Annotated in this window: 19 protein-coding genes; 10 read left to right on the top strand and 9 right to left on the bottom strand. The window is 65.2% G+C overall.

Annotation, left to right across the window (positions count from 1 at the left end; translation table 11 throughout):
* Window positions 1-4: 4 nt before the first annotated feature.
* Complete coding sequence (gene ligA, locus AC27GT_RS04150; RefSeq protein WP_219758611.1) at window positions 5-2,020, bottom strand: NAD-dependent DNA ligase LigA; 2,016 nt, start codon at window positions 2,018-2,020, stop codon at window positions 5-7.
* Between the two features lie 60 nt (window positions 2,021-2,080).
* On the opposite strand from ligA, the gene AC27GT_RS04145 reads away from it, so the two are divergent.
* Entirely contained in the window at window positions 2,081-3,205 is a 1,125-nt protein-coding gene (locus AC27GT_RS04145; protein WP_126164675.1) for a BMP family lipoprotein, read from the top strand.
* Window positions 3,206-3,276: 71 nt separating this feature from the next.
* Complete coding sequence (locus AC27GT_RS04140) at window positions 3,277-4,767, top strand: ABC transporter ATP-binding protein (RefSeq protein WP_219758704.1); 1,491 nt, start codon at window positions 3,277-3,279, stop codon at window positions 4,765-4,767.
* Here AC27GT_RS04140 and lptC read toward each other — a convergent pair.
* Genes lptC through AC27GT_RS04115 form a run of 5 tightly spaced genes read right to left on the bottom strand, consistent with a single transcriptional unit; the run spans window position 4,764 to window position 8,965 of the window.
* The gene (gene lptC, locus AC27GT_RS04135) at window positions 4,764-5,669 is read right to left on the bottom strand and encodes an LPS export ABC transporter periplasmic protein LptC (protein ID WP_219758705.1); all 906 of its coding nucleotides are present in this window, start codon (window positions 5,667-5,669) and stop codon (window positions 4,764-4,766) included. The two genes, AC27GT_RS04140 and lptC, sit on opposite strands and share 4 nt — an antisense overlap.
* Window positions 5,670-5,729: 60 nt before the next feature.
* Window positions 5,730-6,587, bottom strand: coding sequence for an LptA/OstA family protein (locus AC27GT_RS04130; RefSeq protein ID WP_219758612.1), 858 nt, complete (start codon window positions 6,585-6,587; stop codon window positions 5,730-5,732).
* Window positions 6,584-7,135, bottom strand: a complete 552-nt coding sequence (locus AC27GT_RS04125; protein WP_370533877.1) for a hypothetical protein — start codon at window positions 7,133-7,135, stop codon at window positions 6,584-6,586. Before AC27GT_RS04125 ends, AC27GT_RS04130 begins: the two co-directional genes overlap by 4 nt.
* Before the next feature lie 54 nt (window positions 7,136-7,189).
* On the bottom strand, window positions 7,190-8,212 hold the full coding sequence (locus AC27GT_RS04120; RefSeq protein WP_219758614.1) for a lipid II:glycine glycyltransferase FemX: 1,023 nt from the start codon (window positions 8,210-8,212) through the stop codon (window positions 7,190-7,192).
* 3 nt (window positions 8,213-8,215) lie between these two features.
* Window positions 8,216-8,965, bottom strand: coding sequence for a response regulator (locus AC27GT_RS04115; RefSeq protein WP_370533878.1), 750 nt, complete (start codon window positions 8,963-8,965; stop codon window positions 8,216-8,218).
* 51 nt (window positions 8,966-9,016) lie between these two features.
* Between AC27GT_RS04115 and pheA the strand changes: the two genes are divergently transcribed.
* Window positions 9,017-9,838, top strand: coding sequence for a prephenate dehydratase (gene pheA / locus AC27GT_RS04110; protein WP_219758616.1), 822 nt, complete (start codon window positions 9,017-9,019; stop codon window positions 9,836-9,838).
* Here the strand turns inward: pheA and AC27GT_RS04105 are convergent.
* Window positions 9,835-10,467, bottom strand: a complete 633-nt coding sequence (locus AC27GT_RS04105; RefSeq protein ID WP_038070018.1) for a CBS and ACT domain-containing protein — start codon at window positions 10,465-10,467, stop codon at window positions 9,835-9,837. The genes pheA and AC27GT_RS04105 overlap by 4 nt on opposite strands.
* A gap of 89 nt (window positions 10,468-10,556) precedes the next feature.
* Window positions 10,557-10,991: a hypothetical protein gene (locus AC27GT_RS04100; RefSeq protein WP_487223566.1), complete on the bottom strand. Its 435-nt coding sequence runs from the start codon at window positions 10,989-10,991 to the stop codon at window positions 10,557-10,559.
* Between the two features lie 97 nt (window positions 10,992-11,088).
* Here AC27GT_RS04100 and AC27GT_RS04095 point away from each other — a divergent pair, with 97 nt between their 5' ends.
* The 7 genes from AC27GT_RS04095 (at window position 11,089) to AC27GT_RS04065 (ending at window position 18,642) form a co-directional block, all read left to right on the top strand.
* Window positions 11,089-11,580 (top strand): OmpH family outer membrane protein, encoded by a 492-nt coding sequence (locus AC27GT_RS04095; RefSeq protein ID WP_015717686.1) that lies wholly within the window; start codon window positions 11,089-11,091, stop codon window positions 11,578-11,580.
* A 78-nt stretch (window positions 11,581-11,658) separates the two neighbouring features.
* Window positions 11,659-14,259: an FtsK/SpoIIIE family DNA translocase gene (locus AC27GT_RS04090; protein ID WP_487223565.1), complete on the top strand. Its 2,601-nt coding sequence runs from the start codon at window positions 11,659-11,661 to the stop codon at window positions 14,257-14,259.
* A gap of 22 nt (window positions 14,260-14,281) precedes the next feature.
* Window positions 14,282-14,683 (top strand): S-adenosylmethionine decarboxylase, encoded by a 402-nt coding sequence (speD, locus tag AC27GT_RS04085; protein WP_038030290.1) that lies wholly within the window; start codon window positions 14,282-14,284, stop codon window positions 14,681-14,683.
* A gap of 4 nt (window positions 14,684-14,687) precedes the next feature.
* Window positions 14,688-15,632 (top strand): polyamine aminopropyltransferase, encoded by a 945-nt coding sequence (gene speE, locus AC27GT_RS04080; protein ID WP_054392028.1) that lies wholly within the window; start codon window positions 14,688-14,690, stop codon window positions 15,630-15,632.
* A gap of 48 nt (window positions 15,633-15,680) precedes the next feature.
* Complete coding sequence (locus AC27GT_RS04075) at window positions 15,681-16,316, top strand: DsbA family protein (RefSeq protein WP_038030294.1); 636 nt, start codon at window positions 15,681-15,683, stop codon at window positions 16,314-16,316.
* 69 nt (window positions 16,317-16,385) lie between these two features.
* Entirely contained in the window at window positions 16,386-17,921 is a 1,536-nt protein-coding gene (locus AC27GT_RS04070; protein WP_015717691.1) for a cation:proton antiporter family protein, read from the top strand.
* Window positions 17,908-18,642: a YebC/PmpR family DNA-binding transcriptional regulator gene (locus tag AC27GT_RS04065; RefSeq protein WP_054392029.1), complete on the top strand. Its 735-nt coding sequence runs from the start codon at window positions 17,908-17,910 to the stop codon at window positions 18,640-18,642. The genes AC27GT_RS04070 and AC27GT_RS04065 overlap by 14 nt, the downstream gene beginning before the upstream one ends.
* A gap of 44 nt (window positions 18,643-18,686) precedes the next feature.
* Here the strand turns inward: AC27GT_RS04065 and secA are convergent, their stop codons facing one another.
* Window positions 18,687-21,683, bottom strand: a complete 2,997-nt coding sequence (gene secA, locus AC27GT_RS04060) for a preprotein translocase subunit SecA (protein ID WP_054392030.1) — start codon at window positions 21,681-21,683, stop codon at window positions 18,687-18,689.
* Between the last annotated feature and the right edge of the window lie 21 nt (window positions 21,684-21,704).

The following is a 21,704-nucleotide window of genomic DNA, read 5'->3' as shown; positions in this document are numbered from 1 at the left end:
GAAGCTAAGGTTTCCAGATGCTTCCCGTGCGCTCCTCTATGAACCTGTAAAGTTCCTCCTCCGTCAGCGTGGGCACCCCCAGGGCCCGGGCCTTCTCCAGCTTGCTCCCCGGGGCCTCCCCCACCACCAGGTAGCTGGTCTTGCGGCTCACGGAATCCGTCACCTTGGCCCCCAGGCGCCTCAAGAGGGCCTTCACCTCCTCCCGCGGGCGGGAAAGCTCCCCGGTGATGACGAAGGTAAGGCCCTTTAAAGCCTCCTCCCCCCGTTCCTTGGCCTCCATCTCCACCCCAGCCTCCTTGAGGCGCCTCACCAGGTCCCGGAAGGCAGGGTCCTGCAGGGTTTCGTAAATCCCCCGGGCGGTGAGTTCCCCCACCTCCTCCACCTGGAGGAGTTCCTCCAGGGTGGCCTCGAGGAGGCGGTCCATGGTGCCGAAGTGGGCCGCCAGGTTGCGGGCCAGAACCTCCCCCACCCCCGGCAGTCCCAGGGCATAGAGGAGCCGCTCCAAGCCCTGGCTCCGGCTCTCCTCAATCTGGCGCAGGAGGTTTTGTGCGCTCTTCTTCCCCATGCGCTCGAGGCCCACCAGGTCCTCCTCCTTAAGCCGGTAAAGGTCGGCCACATCCTTCACCAAGCCCTTTTCCAGGAGCTTCTCAATGAGCTTCTCCCCGAGGCCCCCGATGTCCATGGCCTTGCGGGAGGCGTAGTGGCGGATGGCCTCAAAGCGCTTGGCCGGGCACAAGGGATTGGGGCAGCGGTGCACCTTGCCCTCCTTGACCAGGCGGTGGCCGCACTCGGGGCAGGTTTCCGGCCAGCGAATGGGCCTCTCCTCCCCGGTCCTCTTCTCATTCAGGACCCTGAGGACCTCGGGGATCACCCCCCCCGCCTTGTGCACCAGGACCCAATCCCCGATGCGCACGTCCAGCTCCTCGATGTAGCTTTCATTGTGCAGGGTAACCCGGCTGACCTCGCTTCCCTCAATGAAGACGGGTTCCAGAATACCCACCGGCGTCACCCTGCCCGTGCGCCCCACCTGGAAGACCACCTGAAGCAGGCGGGTTTCCTTCTCCTCCGCGGGGAACTTGTAGGCGATGGCAAAGCGCGGGGCCCGGGCGGTGTACCCCAGTTCCCGCCAGAGGGAAAGCTCATCCAGCTTCACCACCACCCCATCCGCCTCAAAGGGAAGGCTTCGCCGCTCCTTAAGCCAGTCCTGGTAGATCCTTTCCACCCCCTCTGCCCCTTCTGCCCGGGCGAAGCCGTGCTCCACAGGAAACCCCTTCTCCCTAAGCCAGTGAAGGAGGTCCAGCTGGGTCTTGAGCCCGCTTTCCTCCAGGCCGAGGCCCAGGGCGTAGAAGGTGGCCCTGAGGCCCCTCCTTGCGGTAATCCGGGGGTCCTTCTGCCTGAGGGAGCCGGCGGCGGCGTTTCTGGGGTTTTTGAAGATCTTCTCTCCCTTTTCCTCCAGCTCCTCGTTGAGGCGGAGGAAGGCCTCTATGGGCATGTACACCTCGCCCCGGACCTCGAGGCGCTCCGGTACCCCTTTAAGCCTTCGGGGAATGGTGGGGATGGTGAGGAGGTTCTGGGTGACCTCCTCCCCTGTTTCTCCGTCCCCCCGGGTGGCCCCCCATACCAGAATCCCTTCCTCGTAGTAGAGGTTCACGGAAAGGCCATCCACCTTGTGCTCCACCGTGTACACGAAGGGCCCCTTCCTCCCCAAGGCCCGCTCGATTCGCTCCTCAAAGGCCCTGACCTCCTCCAGGGTGAAGGCGTTATCCAAGGAGTACATGCGCGTGGGATGGCGGATGGGGCGGAAGGTGGCCTCGAGGGGCTTAGCCCCCACCTGCTCCGTGGGGGAATCCGGGCTTTTAAGCTCGGGAAAGCGTTCCTCCAGCTCCTTAAGCTCCCTCAAAAGCCGGTCGTATTCGGCATCGGAGATCTCCGGGGCATCCAGGACGTAGTAACGGTAGTTGTGGTAGCGGATGAGGTCCCGGAGCTCGTTGATCCGTTTGCGAGCCTCCTCCAGGGTCATGCCTTGAGTTTACCGAACCGGGTATAATGCCCTACGGCGAAATGCCATAGGAGGTGGCAGATGAAACGTATTGTGGCCCTTTTGGCGGTATTGGCCCTAGGTTTGAGCCTGGCCCAGGTGCGCGTGGGGATCGCCTTTGATGCGGGTGGCAAGTTTGACCGCTCCTTCAACCAGTCCGCTTGGGAAGGAGCCCAGAAGGCGGCCAAGGACTTCGGGGTTAAGCTCTTCGACTTCGAGCCCGCCGACCCCTCCCAGGTGGGCCAAGGCATCCGCACCTTCGCCGAGGAGGGCTTTGACCTGGTGATCGGGGTGGGCTTCGCCAACGAACCCGCCATCACCGCCACCGCCAAGGAGTTCCCCAAGGTGAACTTTGCGGTGATCGACGCCGTCCCTGGGGAAGGCAAGCTTCCCAACGCCGTGGGCCTGGTCTTCCGGGAGCACGAGGGAAGCTTCCTGGTGGGCTACATCGCTGGCAAGATGAGCCGCACTGGGGTGGTGGGTTTCATCGGCGGCATGGACATCCCCCTCATCCACAAGTTTGAGGCGGGCTTCCGGGCCGGGGCGGAGTACGCCTTCAAGGAGGACAAGATCCAGGGCAAGGTCCTGGTGGGGTACGTGGGCAACACCCCCGCCGCCTGGAACGACCCCGCCAAGGCCAAGGAGATCGCCGCCAGCCAGGTGCGCCAGGGAGCCGACATCATCTACGCCGCCGCCGGTGGTTCGGGCCTGGGACTCATCGACTACGTGAAGCAGGCCAAGTGCCTGAAGGAAGGCGGGGCCATCCGCTTCGTGCGGAAGGCGGACCCCTATGCCAAGGTGCCCAAGTACGCCGACTACACCAAGACCTGCGGCACCGACGGCACCAAGGCCACGCCCCTCTTCTTCATCGGGGTGGACGCCAACCAGAACTACCTGGGGGACACCGACAACAACCCCAACACCCTGAACCACGGCCTCACCTCCATGATGAAGCGGGTGGACGTGGCCACCTACGAGGTCATCAAGAGCGTGGTGCAGAAGGCCTTCAAGGGTGGGGTGCGGGAGTTCGGCCTGGTCAACAACGGGGTGGGCTACGCCCTGGACGAGTACAACAAGGCCCTGATCCCCGCTGCGGTGGTGAGCAAGCTGGAGGTTTTGAAGCAACAGATCATCAAGGGCCAACTCAAGGTGCCTGAAAAGCGCTAAAGGAAGGGCTCCGTAGGCCGGGGGTTCCCCCGGCCTTTTTGTATACTCCGGGCGTGGAGGCTAGCGGAACCATCGCAAAGGCCCTGGTGCTCAAGGACATCACCAAGCGCTTCCCCCTGGTCCTGGCCAACGACCACATCAGCCTGGACCTGAACTGGGGCGAGGTTTTGGCCCTGGTGGGGGAAAACGGGGCGGGGAAGTCCACCCTGATGAAGATCGTCTACGGCCTGCAGCCGCCGGACAAAGGGGAGATGTGGGTGGACGGCAAGCCCTATCGGCCCAAGAGCCCCCTGGACGCCATCGCCCACGGCATCGGCATGGTCCACCAGCACTTCATGCTGGTGGAGCCCTTCACCGTGCTGGAGAACCTGGTCCTGGGCCTCGAGCCGGGAAGCCCTCTATACCTCAATCTGGACGAGGCCAGGAAGCGGGCCACCGCCCTCATGGAGGAGCTGGGCTTCCAGGTACCCCTGGACGAGCGCATCGAGAACCTCCCCGTGGGCTTGCAGCAGCGGGTGGAGATCCTCAAAGCCCTCTACCGCCAGGCCAAAATCCTCATCCTGGACGAACCCACCGCCGTCCTAACCCCCCAGGAGGCGGAGGAGCTTTTCCGCTTCCTCAGGGCCTATGTGGCCAAGGGAAACGCCGCCATCTTCATCAGCCACAAGCTGAAGGAGGTGCTTGCCGTGTCCGACCGGGTCACGGTGATCCGGGACGGAAGGGTGGTGGGCACGGTGAAGACCCCGGAAACCTCCTTGGAGGAGCTGGCCCGGATGATGGTGGGAAGGGAGGTGGTCCTGAGGGTGGAAAAGGGCCCCGCCAAGCCGGGCGAGGTGGTGCTGGAGGTGGAGGGCCTCGAGGCGCCCCCCAGGCTAAGGGGGGTGAGCTTCTTCGTGCGGGCTGGGGAGATCGTGGGCATCGCCGGGGTGGAAGGGAACGGCCAGACCGAGCTGGTGGAGGCCCTGGCGGGCCTGCGCAAGTACCGGGGAACGGTGCGCTACCTGGGCCACCCTCTTCCCCACCTGGCCCTCAAGGTACGGGAGGCGGGCGTGAGCCACATCCCCGAGGACCGTCTTGCCCGGGGGCTGGTCCTGGACTTCTCCGTGCGGGAAAACGCCATCCTGGGGGACCAGCACCGCCCCCCCTTCCGCGGCTTCCTGGGCTTTCTGGACGGGAAGGCCATGGAGCAGCACGCCCGGACCCTGGTGGAAACCTTTGACGTCCGCCCTCGCTCCACGGACCTCTCCGCCCGGCGCTTCTCCGGGGGGAACCAGCAGAAGATCGTGGTGGGCAGGGAGCTTTTGCGGGGGCCCCGCCTCCTCATCGCCGCCCAGCCCACCCGGGGCGTGGACGTGGGAGCCATAGAGTTTATCCACCAACGCCTGGTGGAGGCCCGCGACCAGGGCCTGGCGGTGCTTCTGGTTTCCGCCGACCTTTCCGAGGTGATCAGCCTCTCGGACCGCATCCTGGTCATGTACGAGGGGCGCATCGTGGGGGAACTCACCCCGGAAGAAGCCAAGGAAGAGCGCCTGGGCCTTCTGATGGCGGGCGTGCCCGCCTAGTCGCCGCGGAACTCCCCGGCCACCCCACCCAGGACCACCACTTCCCCGCTCTTTAGGGCGTAGCGCACCCGCTCCCCCCGCACCACACCCCTTTCGTCCCGGCTTTCCACCTTCCCATACAGGAAGGCGTACCCTTCCTTTTCCCGGAGAAGCGCCCGCTCAGCCTTGGTGGTGCGCCCGCCCTGGGTAAGCTCCACCCCTCCGAGAAGCCAAAGCCGGTCCTCGTCCAGAAGGTAGCGCAAGGAGCCCGCCTTGCCCGAAAGGGGTTTTTCCCCCTCGCGGCGCACTTCCAGAGGACCTTCCAATAGGGCCTCCCCGGTGTCGTTTTGGTAGCGGAGCCTCTGCCCCTCCACCCGCACCTGCCCCTGGGCCACCGCCACCTTTCCGGGAGCCGGCCTTAGCTCCAGCCGGCCTTCCTCCTCCAGGTACCGGGCCTCTCCTCCGGAGAGGAAGAGCTCCTCCACCCCACCCCGCTCCACCACCGCCAGGGGCCCCCTGGCCTCCACCTCCCCCCCCAGGCGCACCTCCACCCCCTTGGGGTCAAAGAGGACGAGGCGGAGGTAGCGCTCCCCCTTCCCTTCGCCGGCCCTTCGCAAACGCATCAGGTAGGGAAGCCCCTCCTGTACCCAATCGGGGTTATAGGCCACCTCCACCCTTTCCCCCACCTTCAGCCCCTCCTCCACCGCGCTTCCCGCATCCCGGAAGAAGGCTCGGTTCTCCACCTGGACCCTCTCGGGGGAAAGGGCTTGAAGCTCCCCTACCAGGAGGTCCCCGTAGTCCGCGTAGAAGAGGCTTCCCTCCTCCCCGCTCACCCAGGCCACCACCCTCTTCTCCTTCCGGGTGAGCTCCACCTGGGGGTGGAAGACCTCCTGGGCCAGGGCGAGGAGGCAAAGGGCGGCCACCCCAAGGAGGAACCTTGGGGCATGGCGGCAAGGGTGGGAGCGGATCACCTCGAGCCCCGCTTACTTCTCCCCAAGCTTCCTAAACTCCCCCACGGGCAGGCGGAACTCCTTGCCGTAAACCCGCACTTGGTGGCGGTTCACATTGTGCTGGAGCGTGTTCCCCGAAAGCCTGAACCCTTCCTTCTTGTTCTCGCTCACCGCCGGTCTGCCCAAAACGATGGCCTCCCCGGTGGTATCGTCGTAGTAGAGGCTCTCCCCCGTGGTGACCAGATCCCCGTCCTGGAGCCGCACCCCCCCGGTGGCGATGAGCTTTTTGGGTCCGGTGAGGCTTCGCACCTCCTTGGCCCGGATCACCAGGTCCCCGTCCTTGCGCTTACGGGTGAGGACCACTTCCTTGGAATCGGTGAACACCGCCAGGCCCTTCTCCTCCTCGTAGTAGACAAAGGCGGCCCGCCCCTCCTGGTCCCCGGTCTTAAGGAGGGCATTTTCGCTGCTGGAGGTGTCCGTGTCCACCTGGAAGGTCATGCGGCTGGCCTCCACCTCCACCGGGTCCTCCCCCGGCTTGGGCTCCTGGCGCATGCGGGCCGGGCCCAGAAGCTCTCCCTCCCCGGTCTTCTCCCGGTAGACCAGAACCGGCCCCCTGGCCTCCACCCGGCCCCGGCGCACCACCACCCCGCCCTCAAAGCGGGCCTCCCGCTCCCCTTCCGCCTCCTGCATGGTCTTGCCCTTGGGAGCGGTGAGGGTGGCCTTGGGGGAGCGGATCTCCAGGTCCTTCACCCGGCCCCTCACCTCCCCCTCAAAGGTCCAGGGGCCGTAGCGCAGGTCCCCCGAAAGCCGACCCCCTTCCACCTGAATAACCCGGACGCCGGAAGCGGCCAAGGCCAAACCCAAAAGGGACAACCAGACCCACCTTCTCATGAGCTACCTCCTTCCACGGTACAAGGACCAAAGGTGCCACCCGCGGGAAACTCAAACCGCGGGCTTTCCGCTTCTATGCGCTCCATGCCGAAATCCGAGCGAAAGCCCTGGGCCTCTCCCCTCAGATTAGGGGCCTCGATCCGTACCCAGGGGGCGAAAAACCCCTCCTTCTGACGGATGAGGACCTCCCCCTTGCCCGGGGCAGAAAGCTGGAGGCGGAAGCATCCCTTCAGGATCTCCACCCGGGCGAAAGGAGCCCGCAGGTTATCCCCTGGCTCCACCGCCACCTCGGGGGCGAAAAGGCGCAGGTCCAGCCGGTCCTCCACATAGCGTTCCCCCTTAAGCCCCCCCTGGATGCGGAAAACCCCTCCCTCCTCCACCATCTCCTGGGCGGTGAACCACCACTCCACCGCCTCCTCCTCGGGGAAAAGGTAGAACTCCACCCCCTTAAGGCGCACGCCTTCCGTGGGCAAGGGCCTTGGCGGGGGCCGGAGGAACCAAAAAACCATACCGAAGACGACAACAAGAAGAAGGAGGAGCCGCACCACCTTCCCACCTTACCCAAGGCCCCTTGAGAAAGATGACAAGACCCGCAAGCCCTTTCAGCCCAGGACATCCCGCGGGTTCCCCCGCACCCGCAGGTTCACCCAGGTCTTGCGCAAGCGCAGGAGGAGCTTCAAGGGACAGTAGAGGGGGGAAAGGGGCAGGGTGTAGGCGGGAAAGTGGACGCGCCTACCCCCAAACCCCTCCTTGAAGCGCCATATCCCCTCTGCATGGCTGCCCTCCGGGGTCCTGGGCACGCCCCAGAGGTCGTAGATGCGGTAGCCGCGTCCGATCCCATGGCGGATGGCCGCCAGGTGCATGCCCATGGGAGCCTTGGCCTCGGGGTGGGCGCGGCTGCTCCCCCCATAAAGGTAGTCCACCTTACCAGCGAAGGCCACAAAAAGCCCCGCCGCCAAGGCCTCCCCATCCTTACGGGCCACGGCCAAGAAGGCCTCCCCATAGGGCTGGTTCATCTCCCTGAGCACCGCCTGGTAGTACTCCTTGGCGTGCTGCAGGAGCTTGGCCCGGCGGTTGGTCTCCTCGAAGAGGCGGAAGAACTCGGGAAAGGCCTCCTCCCCCTCCACGCCAAGCTCCGTGCGCTTGAGGGCCAGGCGGGCATTGCGGCGGTGCATCTCCTTCATCCCCTTAAGGAGGGCTTCTTCCCCTTGGGTGAGGTCCAGCCATAGGGAATAGGCGGGCTGGATGGATTCCTCGAGGAGGAGGCCAGGAAAGGTGGGGGGAGGTTCCTCCGCCGGCCATCCCGCCTCGGGCTCGAGGACCAGGTGGGTACCCCGCACTCCCTGGGCCAGGGCCTTGGCCACCAGGGGCAGGTCCTCGAGGCGGGAAAGGGCAGGTCCCCTAGGAGCGTAGGCCAGGCGGAGACCCCCAGGCAGGGGGCGCAGCAGCACCTGGGCCGCCCCCAGAAGCCCCTCCTTTCCGTAGACCGCAAGCCGCCTGGGCACCCAGCCGGAAAGCCGCTTCACCTCCCCCCAGCCCCAGGACTGCAGGGCGCTGGTGATGGGGAGGCTGGAAACCAGGCGGTTCCAGGCCTCAGGATCGGTGATCTCTAAAAGCTCGGCCACCCCCTAAGCGTACAGGGCCTGGGCCAGCTCTTCCAGAAGGCCATTCCCCTCCAGGGGTAGCCGCTTCTCCTCCAGATAGGCCTCCAGGTGGGAAGCCAGGCGGGGGTCCTGCACCCGGGCTGCCCGCTCCCTCAAGGGCACCAAAGGCCAGCCAAAGGCCAGGTGGCCAAGAAGGTCATAGAGGTCGTATTCACCGGGAAGAATGCGCCGCAAAAGGGCCTCGGTCCAGCCCTTGGCCAAAAGGTTTTGCAGAAGGGCACGGCGGCTTGCCGTCTTTCGCCAAAGGAGCTTGAAGCGGGCCTCCTCGGGCAAGGCGTGCCGCAAGCGGCTACCCACCTCCTCGAGGCTATTTACCCGCTCCCCGCCGGGCAGCACATACCCTTCCCGAGCAAGAAGGTTTTCCACCACCTCCTTGAGCCGGCGGCCGGAAACGGGCTTCTCCAGGAAGAGATCCGCCCCCAAAGCCCGGCTGGGTCCCTCCAGCTCCTTGCCACCCCCGGTGAACATGATCACCGGCACCTTGGCCAGGCGGCGCACCGCCCGGATGCGCCCCAGGAGGGTGAGGCCATCCATATCCGGCATCATGATGTCCAGGAGGATCAGATCCGGGGTTTCCCTGCGCAGATGCTCCAGGGCGGCTTTCGCCGAATCCGCCAGCACCACCTGGTGGCCGACCCCGGAAAGGAGGAGCTCCAACAGGTGCCGGATGCGGGGGTCATCGTCCACCACAAGCAGCCGCGCCACAAGGGCCATGCTAAGGGAGGCGCCTTTCCCCTGTCTACGGGAAGCGGTAGGATGAAGGGCATGAGGATCGCCTTCCAGGGAACGGAAGGAGCCTATAGCGAGGAGGCCCTGCTCAGGAACTTTCCCGGCTCCACCCCCATAGGCTTTCCCACCTTCCACCAGGTCTTCGAGGCGGTGGAAGCAGGGGAAGCGCAACTCGGGGTGGTGCCCGTGGAGAACACCACCGCAGGCAGCATCAACCAGACCTACGACCTGCTTCTGGAAAGCGACCTCCACGTGGTGGGAGAGATCATCCACCGGGTGGAGCACTGCCTCCTCGCTCCCGAGGGCACCGAGCTCAAAGACCTCAAGGCGGTCAAAAGCCACCCCCAGGCCCTGGCCCAGTGCGACGGCTTCCTGGCCCGCATGCGCCTTACGCCCATCCCGGTTTTTGACACGGCAGGGGCAGCCCGGTCCCTGTCGGAGGACCCCGAGCCCGGGGTGGGGGCCATCGCCAGCCGGCGGGCCGCGGAGCTTTACGGCCTAAAGGTGCTGGCGGAAAACATCGAGGATTACCCCCACAACTACACCCGGTTCTTCGTCATCGGGCAGGAGGAAGCCCCTAAGGGGGAAGGTCCCCACAAGACCAGCATCGTCTTCGCCGTGCGCCACCGGCCCGGAGGGCTTCTGGAGGCTCTTTCCGTGTTCGCCGAGGCCGGGGTGAACCTCACCAAGCTGGAGTCCCGGCCCAGGCGCGATAAGCCCTTCAGCTACCTCTTTTACCTGGACCTCGAGGGCCACCTGGAAGACCCCGGTCCCGCCCAAGCCCTTCTGGGCCTTCTCAGGCGGGCCGCCTTCCTCAAGGTCCTGGGCTCCTATCCCGCCTACCGCAACGGCGCCTAACCGGGGCGTACGTCCACCACCCGCTCCCCGGCGGCCCGAAGCCGGTCAGGGACACCCTCCACATCCTCCCCCACCACCCTCAGGACCAGGCGCTGGTACCCGTTCAAATGGGCAGCGGTGGCGATGGAAACGATGTTGGCCGGGGGAACCGCCCGGGCCATCTGGGCCAGGGCCCCGGGTACATCGGGGATGTCCACGGTGATGCGCAAGCCCCCCATTTTAAGCCCCAATACCTCAATAAAGGCCCTCAGGACATCGGTCACGGTGATGATACCCACCAGTTTCTCCCCGTCCATCACCGGAAGGCCGCCGATCTTCTTCTCCTCCATCAAAAGGGCTGCCTTCTCCAGGGGTGCGTCGGCCTCCACGGTGATCACCGGCTTGGCCATGACCTCCTGCACCGTGAGCTTGGAGAGGAGGTAGTTCATCTCCCACACGGAGAGGGTGGTGGCCTTGGAGGGCATGGCGTCCTTGAGGTCCTTGTCGGTGACCAGCCCAACGAGCTTCCCGTCCTTCACCACCGGTAAGCGCCGGAAACCCTTGTTCTTCAAAAGGTTGATGGCCTCCAGCACCGGGGTATCCGGGGCCACGGTGAGGGGGTCCTTGGTCATCCAGTCCCTGACCAGCATGGCTTCACCTCCGGTTCTCAGTCTACCCAGGGTTGGTAGGAAAAATGTCCCCCGTCCAGGAAGCCTGGACGGGGAAGCCGGGTCCTCACCTAGCGCAGATTGGCCCCGAGCACCGTCCGCGGGAAGCGCCCTCCTCCAAAGGCGTAGAAATACTCCCCATCGAGGAAGATCCCTGTGCGGGCGTCCAGGAGGAACTCTACCCCCAGGGAGAGATGAATCCCCACCTCACCCGGGCCAGCAAAGTAGCCGGCGAGCCCCCCGCCAAAATAGGGACGTATCCCCCTGAGGTCCCTATCCCACTGGCCCAGGTCAGGCTTAAACAGCACCTCGCCCGCCGCCAGGAAACTGGGTCCGCCGGGAAAGAGGTCCACAAATCCCCGGAAGGCCAAGTTGCGCTCCAAGGGCGCCTCGAGGCCCAGTCCCAGCCCCGCCGGGGGCAGGGATAGGCGGAAGGACACCGCCCGCTGGGCAAGAGCTCCCGTGCCCAAGGCCAACAACGCCAACATCCAGAGCACCTTGCGCATAATCCACCTCCTCCATGCATGGTACCCCCACCTGGGGCAAAGCGATAGAGAGGCTTCTCTCACGCACCCTTCACCCTAGGGCCTTAGGCTTTCTCCTATGAAGCGCTTTCCCCTAGCAGCCCTCCTCTTGGCCCTTGGCGCCCTCCTCACCCCCATGCTGGCCCAGAACAAGAACGTGGCCACCCGGCTGGGGTTCGTGGATGCGGATGCCCTGGTGCAGGCCCACCCCGACTACAAGAAGGTGCAGGACCTCCAGGCCCAGGCCCGCAAGGAGCTGGCTCCCCTGGAGGAGAAACTCAAGCCCCTGGACCAAAAGATCCGTTCGGGCCAGGCCACGGCCAAGGAGCGTCAGGACTACGAGGCCCTCCTCAAGACCTACCAGGACACCCTGAAGAAATGGCAGGACCGGCAGAATCCGGTGCTCAAGCCCATCCTGGAGGAGGTGGACCAAGCCATCGCCAAGGTGGCCAAGGCCCAGGGCTTCGCCGTGGTTATGAGCCGCCAGGTGGCGGCCCAGTCGGGGCTGGTGGTCTACGCCGACGAGGACACCGACCTCACCCAGGCGGTGATTAAGGAGCTGAAGAAGTAGCCCCCTAACCTCGGGCCCGGGGAAGTCTGCCCCGGGCTTCCCTTTTCCCTTCCATGCCGCCAGGTTATAATCCTTCCGATGGCGAAGCGGAAACCGGCTAGGCCCAGCCGAAACCGCGACCTCGAGGCCCTGGGTACCGTGGCCTTGGGGGCGGGGGTCTTCTTTGCCGCTCCCCTTCTACCCTTGCCCACAGGGGCCTTCGGGTCCTTCCTCCGGGAAACCTTCTACCAGGCGCTGGGTCTACCCGCCTACCTCCTTCCGCCAAGCCTTTTCCTCCTGGGGGCCTTCCTCTTCCGGAACAAACCCCTAAAGCCTCTTCTTCGCCACCTTCTTTTCCTTTACCTCCTGGCCTTCGTCCTCCTTCCCCTCCTGGGACCCCTTTCGGGCCGGATGGGCGAGGAAGTGCGCTCCTTCCTGGAAGCCAAGGCAGGGGCCTTGGGCTTCCTCCTTCCCCCCATCCTGGCCTCCTTGGTCCTGGACCTCTGGCGGCGAAAACCCCCTTTTCACCTCCTTCTCACCGGCCTGCACCTGGGGGTGGAGGGCGTGCGCCGGATCCGCCACCGCCTGAAAGCCCTTCTTCTCAGGCAAAGGATCGGTTTCCTCGCCCGCCTTTACCCTGAACACACCGCCCTAAAGGCCCTGGCGCAGAACCTCTCCCCTGCGGAACTCCCGGGGGTGGAAAAGGCTTTAAGGGAGTTCCTGAAGGAACGGGCCGCCGAGCTGAAGCGGCAGATGGAAGAGGACCAAAGGCCCCTGGAACCCCGGCTCCAAGCCCTTCTCCAAGGCTTGAAAACCCCTGTGCCGGGGGAAGGTCCCTTGCGGGATGCCCTGGAGGAACGGCGGGCAGCCCTTCACCTCGAGGCCCAGGCCCTTTTATCCCGCTTGAAAGCCCTTCTCACCTTTCCCGCACTCAAGCCCAGCGTGGGAGGCCTGGTCCAGGGCCTAAGGCTTCGGGAAGAGCGCAGGGCCCGTTGGGAGGAGCTTTCCGGTCTGGTCCAGGACCTCGAGGGGCGCTACGAGGAGCTTTCCTCTTGGCTATCCTTCCTCTCCCGTCATCCCGAGGCCCAGGCCGAGGGGCTTAGGGCCCTGCTCACGGGGAATCCCCCGCCCGCTGTTTCTTCCCCACCCTCTGCCCCTGAACCGGAACCCTTCGACCTAGACCTGGTCTTCCCCGAACCTTCCCCAGCCCAGGTCCAGCCGGACCTCCCTTCACCGCTCCGCTCCCGTCCCCAGAGCACGGCCCTGGCCCTCCCCACCCCGGACCTCCTGGACCCCCCGGAGCCCAAGGGAACCGCCCGGGGCCTGGAGGAGGAGGTGGAAAGGCTGAAGCGCACCATCGCCGACACCCTCAAGCACTTCGGGGTGCAGGCGGAGGTGGTGGGCCATGCCCGCGGCCCCTCCGTGATCCGCTACGAGCTTCTGCCCGCCCCCGGGGAGAAGATCAGCCGCATCCAGAGCCTGCAAAACGACCTGGCCCGGGCCCTGGCGGTGGGGGCGGTGCGCATCGAAGCCCCTATTCCCGGGAAGAACACCGTGGGCCTCGAGGTGCCAAACCCCAAAAGGGAGCTGGTGCGCTTTTCCGAGGCGGTCCTCTCCCCTGCCTTCCAAAACGCCAAGGCCCTTCTGCCCCTGGTCCTCGGCAAGAGCATCGAGGGGGAGATCTGGGTAAGGGACCTCGCCAAAATGCCCCACCTCCTCATCGCCGGCTCCACGGGAAGCGGCAAGAGCGTGGCCATCAACGTCCTTATCGCAAGCCTCCTCTTTAAACACCTCCCCACCTCCTTGCGCTTCCTCCTCATGGATCCCAAGATGGTGGAGCTCACCCCCTACGAGGGCATCCCCCACCTGGTGCGCCCCGTGGTCACCAGCCCCGAGGAAGCCGCCGGGGTCCTGCAAGGAGCGGTGGCCCACATGGAACGGCGCTACCGGCTCCTAAGCGGGGTGGGGGCCAGGAACCTGGAACAGTACAACGCCAAGATGGAAAAGGAGGGCGGGGAAACCCTTCCCTACCTGATCATCGTGGTGGACGAGCTGGCCGACCTGATGATGACCGCCCCCAAGGAGGTGGAATCCGCCATTCTGCGCCTGGCCCAGATGGCCCGGGCCACGGGCATGCACCTCATCCTGGCCACCCAGCGGCCCAGCGTGGACATCCTCACCTCCCTCATCAAGGTGAACATCCCCGCCCGCCTGGCCTTTGCCGTGTCCAGCGGCTTCGACTCCCGCACCATCCTGGACACCCAAGGGGCGGAAAAGCTCATCGGCCAGGGGGATGCCCTCTTCTACCAGCCCGGGCTCACCAAGCCCGTGCGCCTGCAGGTACCCTACCTCTCCGAGGAGGAGGTAGGGCGCCTGGCCAGCTTCCTCAGGGGCCAGAGTTACGAGGACCGCTTCGCCGAGGCCTACGGCCAGGACTTTGAGCCCCCCAAGGGGCCGGAGGGCGCGGGCCCCGGCGAGGTGGACTTCTCGGATCCCCTTCTCAAGAAGGCAGCGGAGATCGTGGTGGAGGAGGGCTACGGCTCCGTAAGCCGCCTGCAACGCCGCCTTTCCATCGGCCACGCCCGGGCCGGGAAGCTGATGGATGCCCTCGAGGCCATGGGGATCGTGGGCCCCTCCAAGGGTTCCAAGCCCCGGGAGGTCCTCGTCAGCAAAGACCAGCTCAAGGACTTCTTCGGGTGAAGGTGTGCTATCATGGCCCTTTGTGGAAACGGTGCCGGGCGGGCGCTGGGTGGCGGAAATCTACGGTTGCGACCTGGATGTCTTGGAAAACCCCAAGATGGTGGAGGCAGCCCTCCTGGATGCGGTGATGCGCCTGGGGGCACCCAGGGGCTCGGCCCAGTCGGTGGTGTACAAGTTCCATCCCCAGGGGCTCTCGGCGGCGGTGGTGAGCCCGGTGGCGGCGGTGATGATCCACACCTGGCCCGAGGACAACGCCTCCGCCACCCTGGACCTCTACTTCTACCGGGATGGAGTGGACCCCGAGGAGGTCCTGAAGGGGCTCTCCCGGGCCTTCGGAGCCAAGGAGGAATCGGCCTTCCGCTACTGGCGGGGAACGGAACACGCCATCAAGCGCCGGGCCTTTGGCGGCCAGCAAGGAGGTTGAAGCTATGGACTACGGCATGTACTTTTTTGAGCACATCACCCCTTACGAAACCATGGTGCGGCGCATGGAAAGGGTGATCGCCTCCGGCCGCACCAAGTACCAGGACTACTTTCTCTTTGAAACCAAGGGCTTCGGCAAGGTGCTGGTCCTAGACAAGGACGTGCAGAGCACGGAAAGGGACGAGTACGTCTACCACGAAACCCTGGTCCACCCGGCCATGCTCTCCCATCCCGAGCCCAGGACCGTGCTCATCGTGGGAGGCGGGGAAGGGGCCACCCTGAGGGAGGTGCTCAAGCACCCCACCGTGGAACGGGCGGTGATGGTGGACATCGACGGGGAGCTGGTGGAGGTGGCCAAGCGCCACATGCCCGAATGGCATCAGGGAGCCTTCGAGGACTCCCGGACGGTCCTGATCATCGACGACGCCCGGGCTTACCTGGAGCGCACCCAGGACACGTACGATGTCATCATCATCGACCTCACGGACCCCGTGGGGGAGGACAACCCCGCAAGGCTTCTCTACACGGTGGAGTTTTACCGCCTGGTGAAGGCCCACCTGAACCCGGGCGGGATCATGGGCATGCAGGCGGGGATGATCATGCTCACCCACCACCGCGTGCATCCCGTGGTGCACCGCACGGTGCGGGAGGCTTTCCGCTACGTGCGGAGCTACAAGAACCACATCCCCGGCTTCTTCCTGAACTTTGGCTTCCTCCTGGCCTCGGATGCCTTTGACCCCGCGGCCTTCTCCGAAGGGGTCATCGAGGCCCGCATCCGGGAGCGGCAGCTGGCTTTAAGGCACCTTTCCGCCCCCTACCTCGAGGCCATGTTCGTCCTGCCCAAGGACATCCAGGAGGCGGTGGAAACGGAAACCATGGTATCCACCGATGCGAACCCCTTCTACCTCACCCCGGAGGGCGAGGCCCGCCAGTCCCCCTACCGGGGCTAAGGGGGCCTCTCTCAGGGTTTCTCACCGGGAGCGTGGTAGAGTAAACCCATGCAGCGCGCTATAGTTCTCGTAGTGGTGGCCCTGGCCCTTCTCGGCTTGGGCTGGATCCTTTGGGGTCCCAAGGGGAAAGCCGGGCTGGACCCCGCCCAAGGTGCCCGCTTTGCCCTGGGCGACCCCAACGCCCCCGTGGTGGTGGTGGACTTTTCCAACTACCTCTGCCCCCACTGCCAGAACCACGCTTTAAACGTCCTTCCCCGACTTAAAGCCGAGTACATCGACACCGGTAAGGTGCGCTACCTCTTCCGCGACTTCCCCTTCCCCGGCCAGGCCAACGTGATCCGGGCCAGCGAGGCCGCCGCCTGCGCCGCCGACCAAGGGCGCTACTACGAGTACCACGAGGTCCTCTTCCGGGCTAGCTCCAGCTGGGCAAACCTCCAGGGGAGCGTGCTGGACCGCTACTTGGTGGACCTGGCAGGGCAGATGGGGCTGGACGAGAACACCTTTAGCCAGTGCCTTTCCTCCAATAAGCACCGCGAGGGGGTCCTGGCCGACCAGAAGCTGGCCTCGGACCTGGGCCTCACCGGTACCCCCACCTTCTTCATCGCAGGGGAAAAGCGCACGGGCTTCCTACCCTACGAGGAGTGGAAGACCCTCTTGGACAAGGCCCTGGCAGAAAAGAAGTAATCCTTTCGGTGTAGGGACAAGGGGGGGTACACCCCCCTTGTCCCATGCTGGTCTGCTACCCTGGAAGCCATGGAAGCCCTCTGGGTGGCTGCTGCCTTTACCCTGGGCCTCTTGGCCAGCCGCCTGGGGCTTCCTCCCCTGGTGGGCTATCTGGGGGCGGGCTTCGCCCTGCACGGCTTGGGCCTAAGGGAGACGGAATTCCTGCACCGCGCGGCGGAGATCGGGGTGCTCCTTCTCCTTTTCACCGTGGGGTTAAAGCTCCGCTTTCAAGACCTCCTCGAGCCCCGCATCCTGGGAGTGGGCGGCCTCCACCTCCTGCTTTTCGCCCTGCTCGCCTTCCTCCTCGTGGGAAACCTTCCCCTGGCCATCGCCCTGGCCTTTTCCAGCACCGTCCTTGTGGTGAAGGTCCTCGAAGACAAGAAGGAACTCACCACGTACCATGGCCGCCTCAGCGTGGGCATCCTGGTCCTGCAGGACCTGGTGGCGGTGGGCCTTATCACCCTGTATGGCGAGAATCAAATAAGCCCCTGGGTAGGGCTGGTTCTCCTCCTGCCCCTTCTCAGGTTTGCCGTGGCCTGGCTTCTGGAAAAAAGCGGCCACGACGAGCTACTCGTGCTCTTCGGCCTGGGCCTTGCCCTACTGGGAGGCGAGGGCTTCCGCCAGATGGGGCTATCCCCGGAACTGGGAGCCTTAATCATGGGCATCCTCCTCTCGGGCCACGAAAAGGGAGGGGAGATGGCCAAGGGGCTTTGGAGCCTCAAGGAAGCCTTTCTGGTGGCCTTTTTCCTGGATATCGGCCTCAGGGAAGGGCTACAGGGCGTGGAACTCGGGGTGGTCCTGTCCCTTCTCCTCCTGGCCTTGGTCAAGACCCCTCTCTTCTTCGCCCTGTTTCTCCTCTTCGGGCTTCGGGCCCGCACCGCCTTCGTGAGCGGCATGTACCTGGGCAACTACTCGGAGTTTGCCCTCATCGTGGGGGTCGTGCTGGAACGGGCGGGGCTTCTCCCCCATAGCCTTTCCACCCTGGCCCTCCTGGTGGCCCTTTCCATGGCGATTTCCGCACCCCTAGCCCGGTACAGCCATAGCCTTTACAAACGCCTCGAGGCCCGCCTCCTTCCCCTGGAGCGCCAGGGGCGCCACCCCGACCAGGAGCCCGAGCGCCTGGATGGGGCCACGGTGCTCATCGTGGGCATGGGGCGCACCGGAGGAGCCGTCTACCGCATCCTGGAGGCCAAGGGGGAGCGCCCGGTGGGCCTGGACGCCGACCCCGAGAAGGTGGCCCGCCACCAGGCCAAGGGGCGGAAGGTCCTCTACGGGGATGCGGAGGACCCCGAGCTCTGGGAACGCCTGGACCTTACGGGACTTAAGGCGGTGGTCCTGGCCCTGCCGGACCTCGAGGCCAAGGTCCTCGCCGCTCGCTGGCTGAAGGAGCGGGGCTTTAAGGGGATCCTGGCCGCCACCAGCTTCCACCTGGAGGAAGACCCCATCCTGGAAGCCGCCGGGGTGAGCCTCCTCTTCCACCCCTTCCGGGAGGCCGGGGAACGCCTGGCGGAGAAGGTGCTGGAAAGGCTGGCTATAATGGGTGAGGTGAGCCATGGCCGGTCATAGCAAGTGGGCACAGATCAAGCGCAAAAAAGCCGCCAACGACCTCAAACGCGGCAAGATCATCTCCAAGCACCTACGGGCCATCCAGGCGGCTGCCCGGGCGGGGGGAAGCCCCTACCCCGAGGCCAACGTCCAGCTTCGCAACGCCATCGAAGCCGCCCGCGCCGACGATGTCCCCATGGAAAACATCGAGCGCCTCCTGCAGAAGCTGCAAGGGGGAGGGGAAGGAGCCGAGCAGTACGAGGAGATCATCTACGAGGGCTACGCCCCGGGCGGGGTGGCCCTTCTGGTCTACGCCCTCACGGAAAACCGCAACCGCACCGCCGGAGAGGTGCGCCACGTCTTCAACAGGTACGGCGGCTCCCTGGGGGCCACGGGCAGCGTGGCCTGGCAGTTTGAGCGCAAAGGCGTGATCGTCTGCCAGAACTCCGAGGCCGCCCAGGAGGCAGCCATAGAGCTTGGAGCCCTGGACCTCGAGGAGGAAGGGGAAAGCCTCACCATCTACACCGACCCCGCCGAGGCCTACCGCATGGCCGAGGAGCTTAAAAGGCGGGGCATCCCCGTGGAGGCGGTGGAGGTGGTGCAGCATCCCCAGAACACCGTGGCCCTGCCTCCTGAGGAGGCCGCCAAGGTGATGCGCCTGGTGGAGGCCTTGGAGGACCTGGACGACGTGCAGCACGTCTACACTAACCTGGACCCCGCTAGCCTCCAGGTGGAGGCCTAACCGAACTAGCTTTCCGGCCCGGGGGTAGCCCCGGGCCGGTTTCCTCACTCTTTCTTGCGTTTCTTCTCCTCCCGCATGAGCCTTCGGCGCTCGGCCCGGGAAAGGCCGGGCTGGGGCGGTGGGGTGGTGGGGCGCTTCTTCTCCACGCCGAAGGGCCGGGCCTCCTCCTGGGGAGCGGGCACGGGCACGTAAGGAGCCTCCCGCACCGGGCGCACCGGCTCCGCCTCCACCTTGAGGCGGAAGAGGAACTTGGCCACCTCCCCCTTGATGAAGCCCACCATGTCGTTGAACAGCCGGGTGGCCTCGATCTTGTACTCCTGGAAGGGGTCCTTCTGACCATAGCCCCGCAGGAAGATGCCCTGGCGGAGCACGTCCAGGTTATGCAGGTGCTCCTTCCAGGCGGAGTCCACCACGTTGAGGATCACGAAGCGCTCCACCGCCCGCATCAGGGGAGGGGTAAGCTCCTGCTCCCTGGCCCCGTAGGCCTTCAAAGCCGCCTCCACCAAGCGCTCCACGCCCTCTTCGGGCTTTAAGGTGCGAAGCTCCTCAAAGGGGTAGTCCGCAAGCTGGGGCACGGTGTCCAGGAGGGTGGCCTTTAGGGCATCCAGGTCCCAGTCCTCGGGGTGCACCTGGGGGTTCAGGATGTTTTCCGCAATCCCCGCCACGGTTTCCTCCACCATGCCCAAGGCCGCCTCCTTCACCTCCTCATCCGTACCCAGAAGGATCAGGCGGCGCTGGGCGTAGATGACCTCCCGCTGGCGGGCCATCACGTCGTCAAACTGCAAAAGCTGCTTGCGGATGGCGAAGTTGCGGTCCTCCACCCGCTTCTGGGCCCGCTCGATGGAACGGGTCACCATGGGATGTTCGATGGGCTCAGAGTCGTCAAAGCCCATGCGGTCCAGCATGGCGATGACCCGGTCTGAGGCGAAAAGGCGCATGAGGTCGTCGTCAAAGCTCACGTAGAAGCGGCTTCCCCCCGGGTCCCCCTGGCGCCCGGCCCGGCCCCGAAGCTGGTTGTCGATGCGGCGGGACTCGTGCCGCTCGGTGCCCAGGATGAAAAGCCCTCCCAGTTGCCGCACCCGTTCCTCGTCCGCCTTGCACTCTTCCCGGATCTGGCGGATCTTTTCCTGGAGCTCTTCCTTTATGCCTAGCTCCTGGGCCAGGGCCCGGGCCTCCTCCTCCTGGCCCGCCACCATCTTCTTGATGAAGAGCTCCACCTTCCACTCGTACCGGTCAAAGCCCTCCTTTTCCAAAAGGGCTGCCGCCAGGTACTCAGGGTTCCCCCCCAGCTTGATGTCCGTGCCCCGGCCCGCCATGTTGGTGGCGATGGTGACGGTCTTGCTCCGGCCCGCCTGGGCCACGATCTCCGCCTCCTTGGCGTGATGCTTGGCGTTCAGGACCTGGTGGGGAATGCCCTGGCGCAGGATGCCCAGGGTATGTACCGCCCGCTTTAAGCCCTCCCAGGCGGCGCGCAGGTTGCCCTTCGGGGGAATGAGGCCCTCAAAGGCCGTAAGGTCTTCATCCTTAAGCTGGGTGGGCTTTTCCAGAAGCTTCCTTAGGCGCTCCCACTCCTCCCCCTGTTGCTTCTGGCTGGCCTTCTTGAAAAGCTCCAGGCGCATCTCCAGCCGGGGCAGATAGAGGCGGGGCTCCTTGAGCATCTGGGAAAGCCTTTCGGACTTCTCGATGCTGATGGTGCCCACCAGGACCGGCTGGCCCCGTTCGTACTTCTCGGCGATCTCCTCCACCACCGCATAGAACTTGCCCTTTTCCGTGCGGTAGACCACGTCGGGGAAGTCCTGCCGGATCATGGGGCGGTTGGTGGGCACCACCACCACGTCCATGCCGTAGATCTCCTGGAACTCCTTCTCCTCGGTCTTGGCGGTGCCGGTCATCCCGGCCCGCTTCTCGTAGAGGCGGAAGAAGTTCTGGTAGGTGATGGTGGCCAGGGTCTGGTTCTCCCGCTCAATCTTGACCCCTTCCTTGGCCTCGATGGCCTGGTGGAGGCCTTCCCCGTAGCGCCGCCCTGGCATCAGGCGGCCCGTGAACTCGTCCACGATAATGACCTGGCCATCCTGGACGATGTAGTCCCGGTCCCGGTGGTAGAGCTCCTTGGCCCGGATGGCCTGGATGAGCATGTGGGCGAGCTCCATGTTCTCGGGGCTGAAAAGCCCCTCCACCCCAAGGAGTTTTTCCGCCTTGGCAATGCCCTGGAGGGTGAGGTGCACGGAGCGGTTCTTCTCCTCAATGGTGTAGTCCCCCGTGGGCTCCTTGCGCACCCCGGGCTCCGGGGGAAGGCCTCGCTCCAGCTTCTTGGCGATCTCCGCCATCTTGTAGTAGAGATCCGTGGCCTTCTCCGCCGGGCCGGAGATGATCAAAGGGGTGCGGGCCTCGTCGATGAGGATGGAGTCCACCTCGTCGATGATGGCGTAGTGCAAGGGGGTGTCGTGGCGAAGCACCAGCTGGTCCGGGCTGATGGCCATGTTGTCCCGGAGGTAGTCAAAGCCCAGCTCGGAGTTGGTCACGTAGGTGACGTCGGCCAGGTAGGCCTTGCGGCGCTCCTCGGGGGTGGAGCTGTGCTGGATGACCCCCACCGTGAGGCCCAGGCCCCGGTACACGGGCCCCATCCACTCGGCGTCGCGGCGGGCCAGGTAGTCGTTCACCGTGACCACGTGGACACCCTTACCCCTTAGGGCATTCAGGGCCACGGCCAGGGTGGCCACCAGGGTCTTGCCCTCCCCGGTCTTCATCTCCGCGATCTTGCCCTCGTGGAGCACCGCCCCGCCGATGAGCTGCACATCAAAGTGGCGCATGCCCAAATAGCGCTTGGCGGACTCGCGGGTCAAGGCGAAGGCCATGGGGAGAAGCTCCTCGAGGCTCGCTCCCCTCTCGTGCTTCTCCTTGAGCTCCGCGTAGGCCGCGGCCAGGTCAGCGATCTTCTCCACCTCCGGCTCCAGCCGGTTGGTGGGCTCCACCACTTGCTTGTAGTAGCGGGCAATCTCCCGCTCGTTGTTGTCAAAAAGCTTCCGTATGAGGCCCAGCATCCTAAGGCCGATTGTACCCCT

Source organism: Thermus sp. KWY1, assembly GCF_057547025.1.
This window is presented reverse-complemented; position numbering and strand designations above follow the sequence as displayed.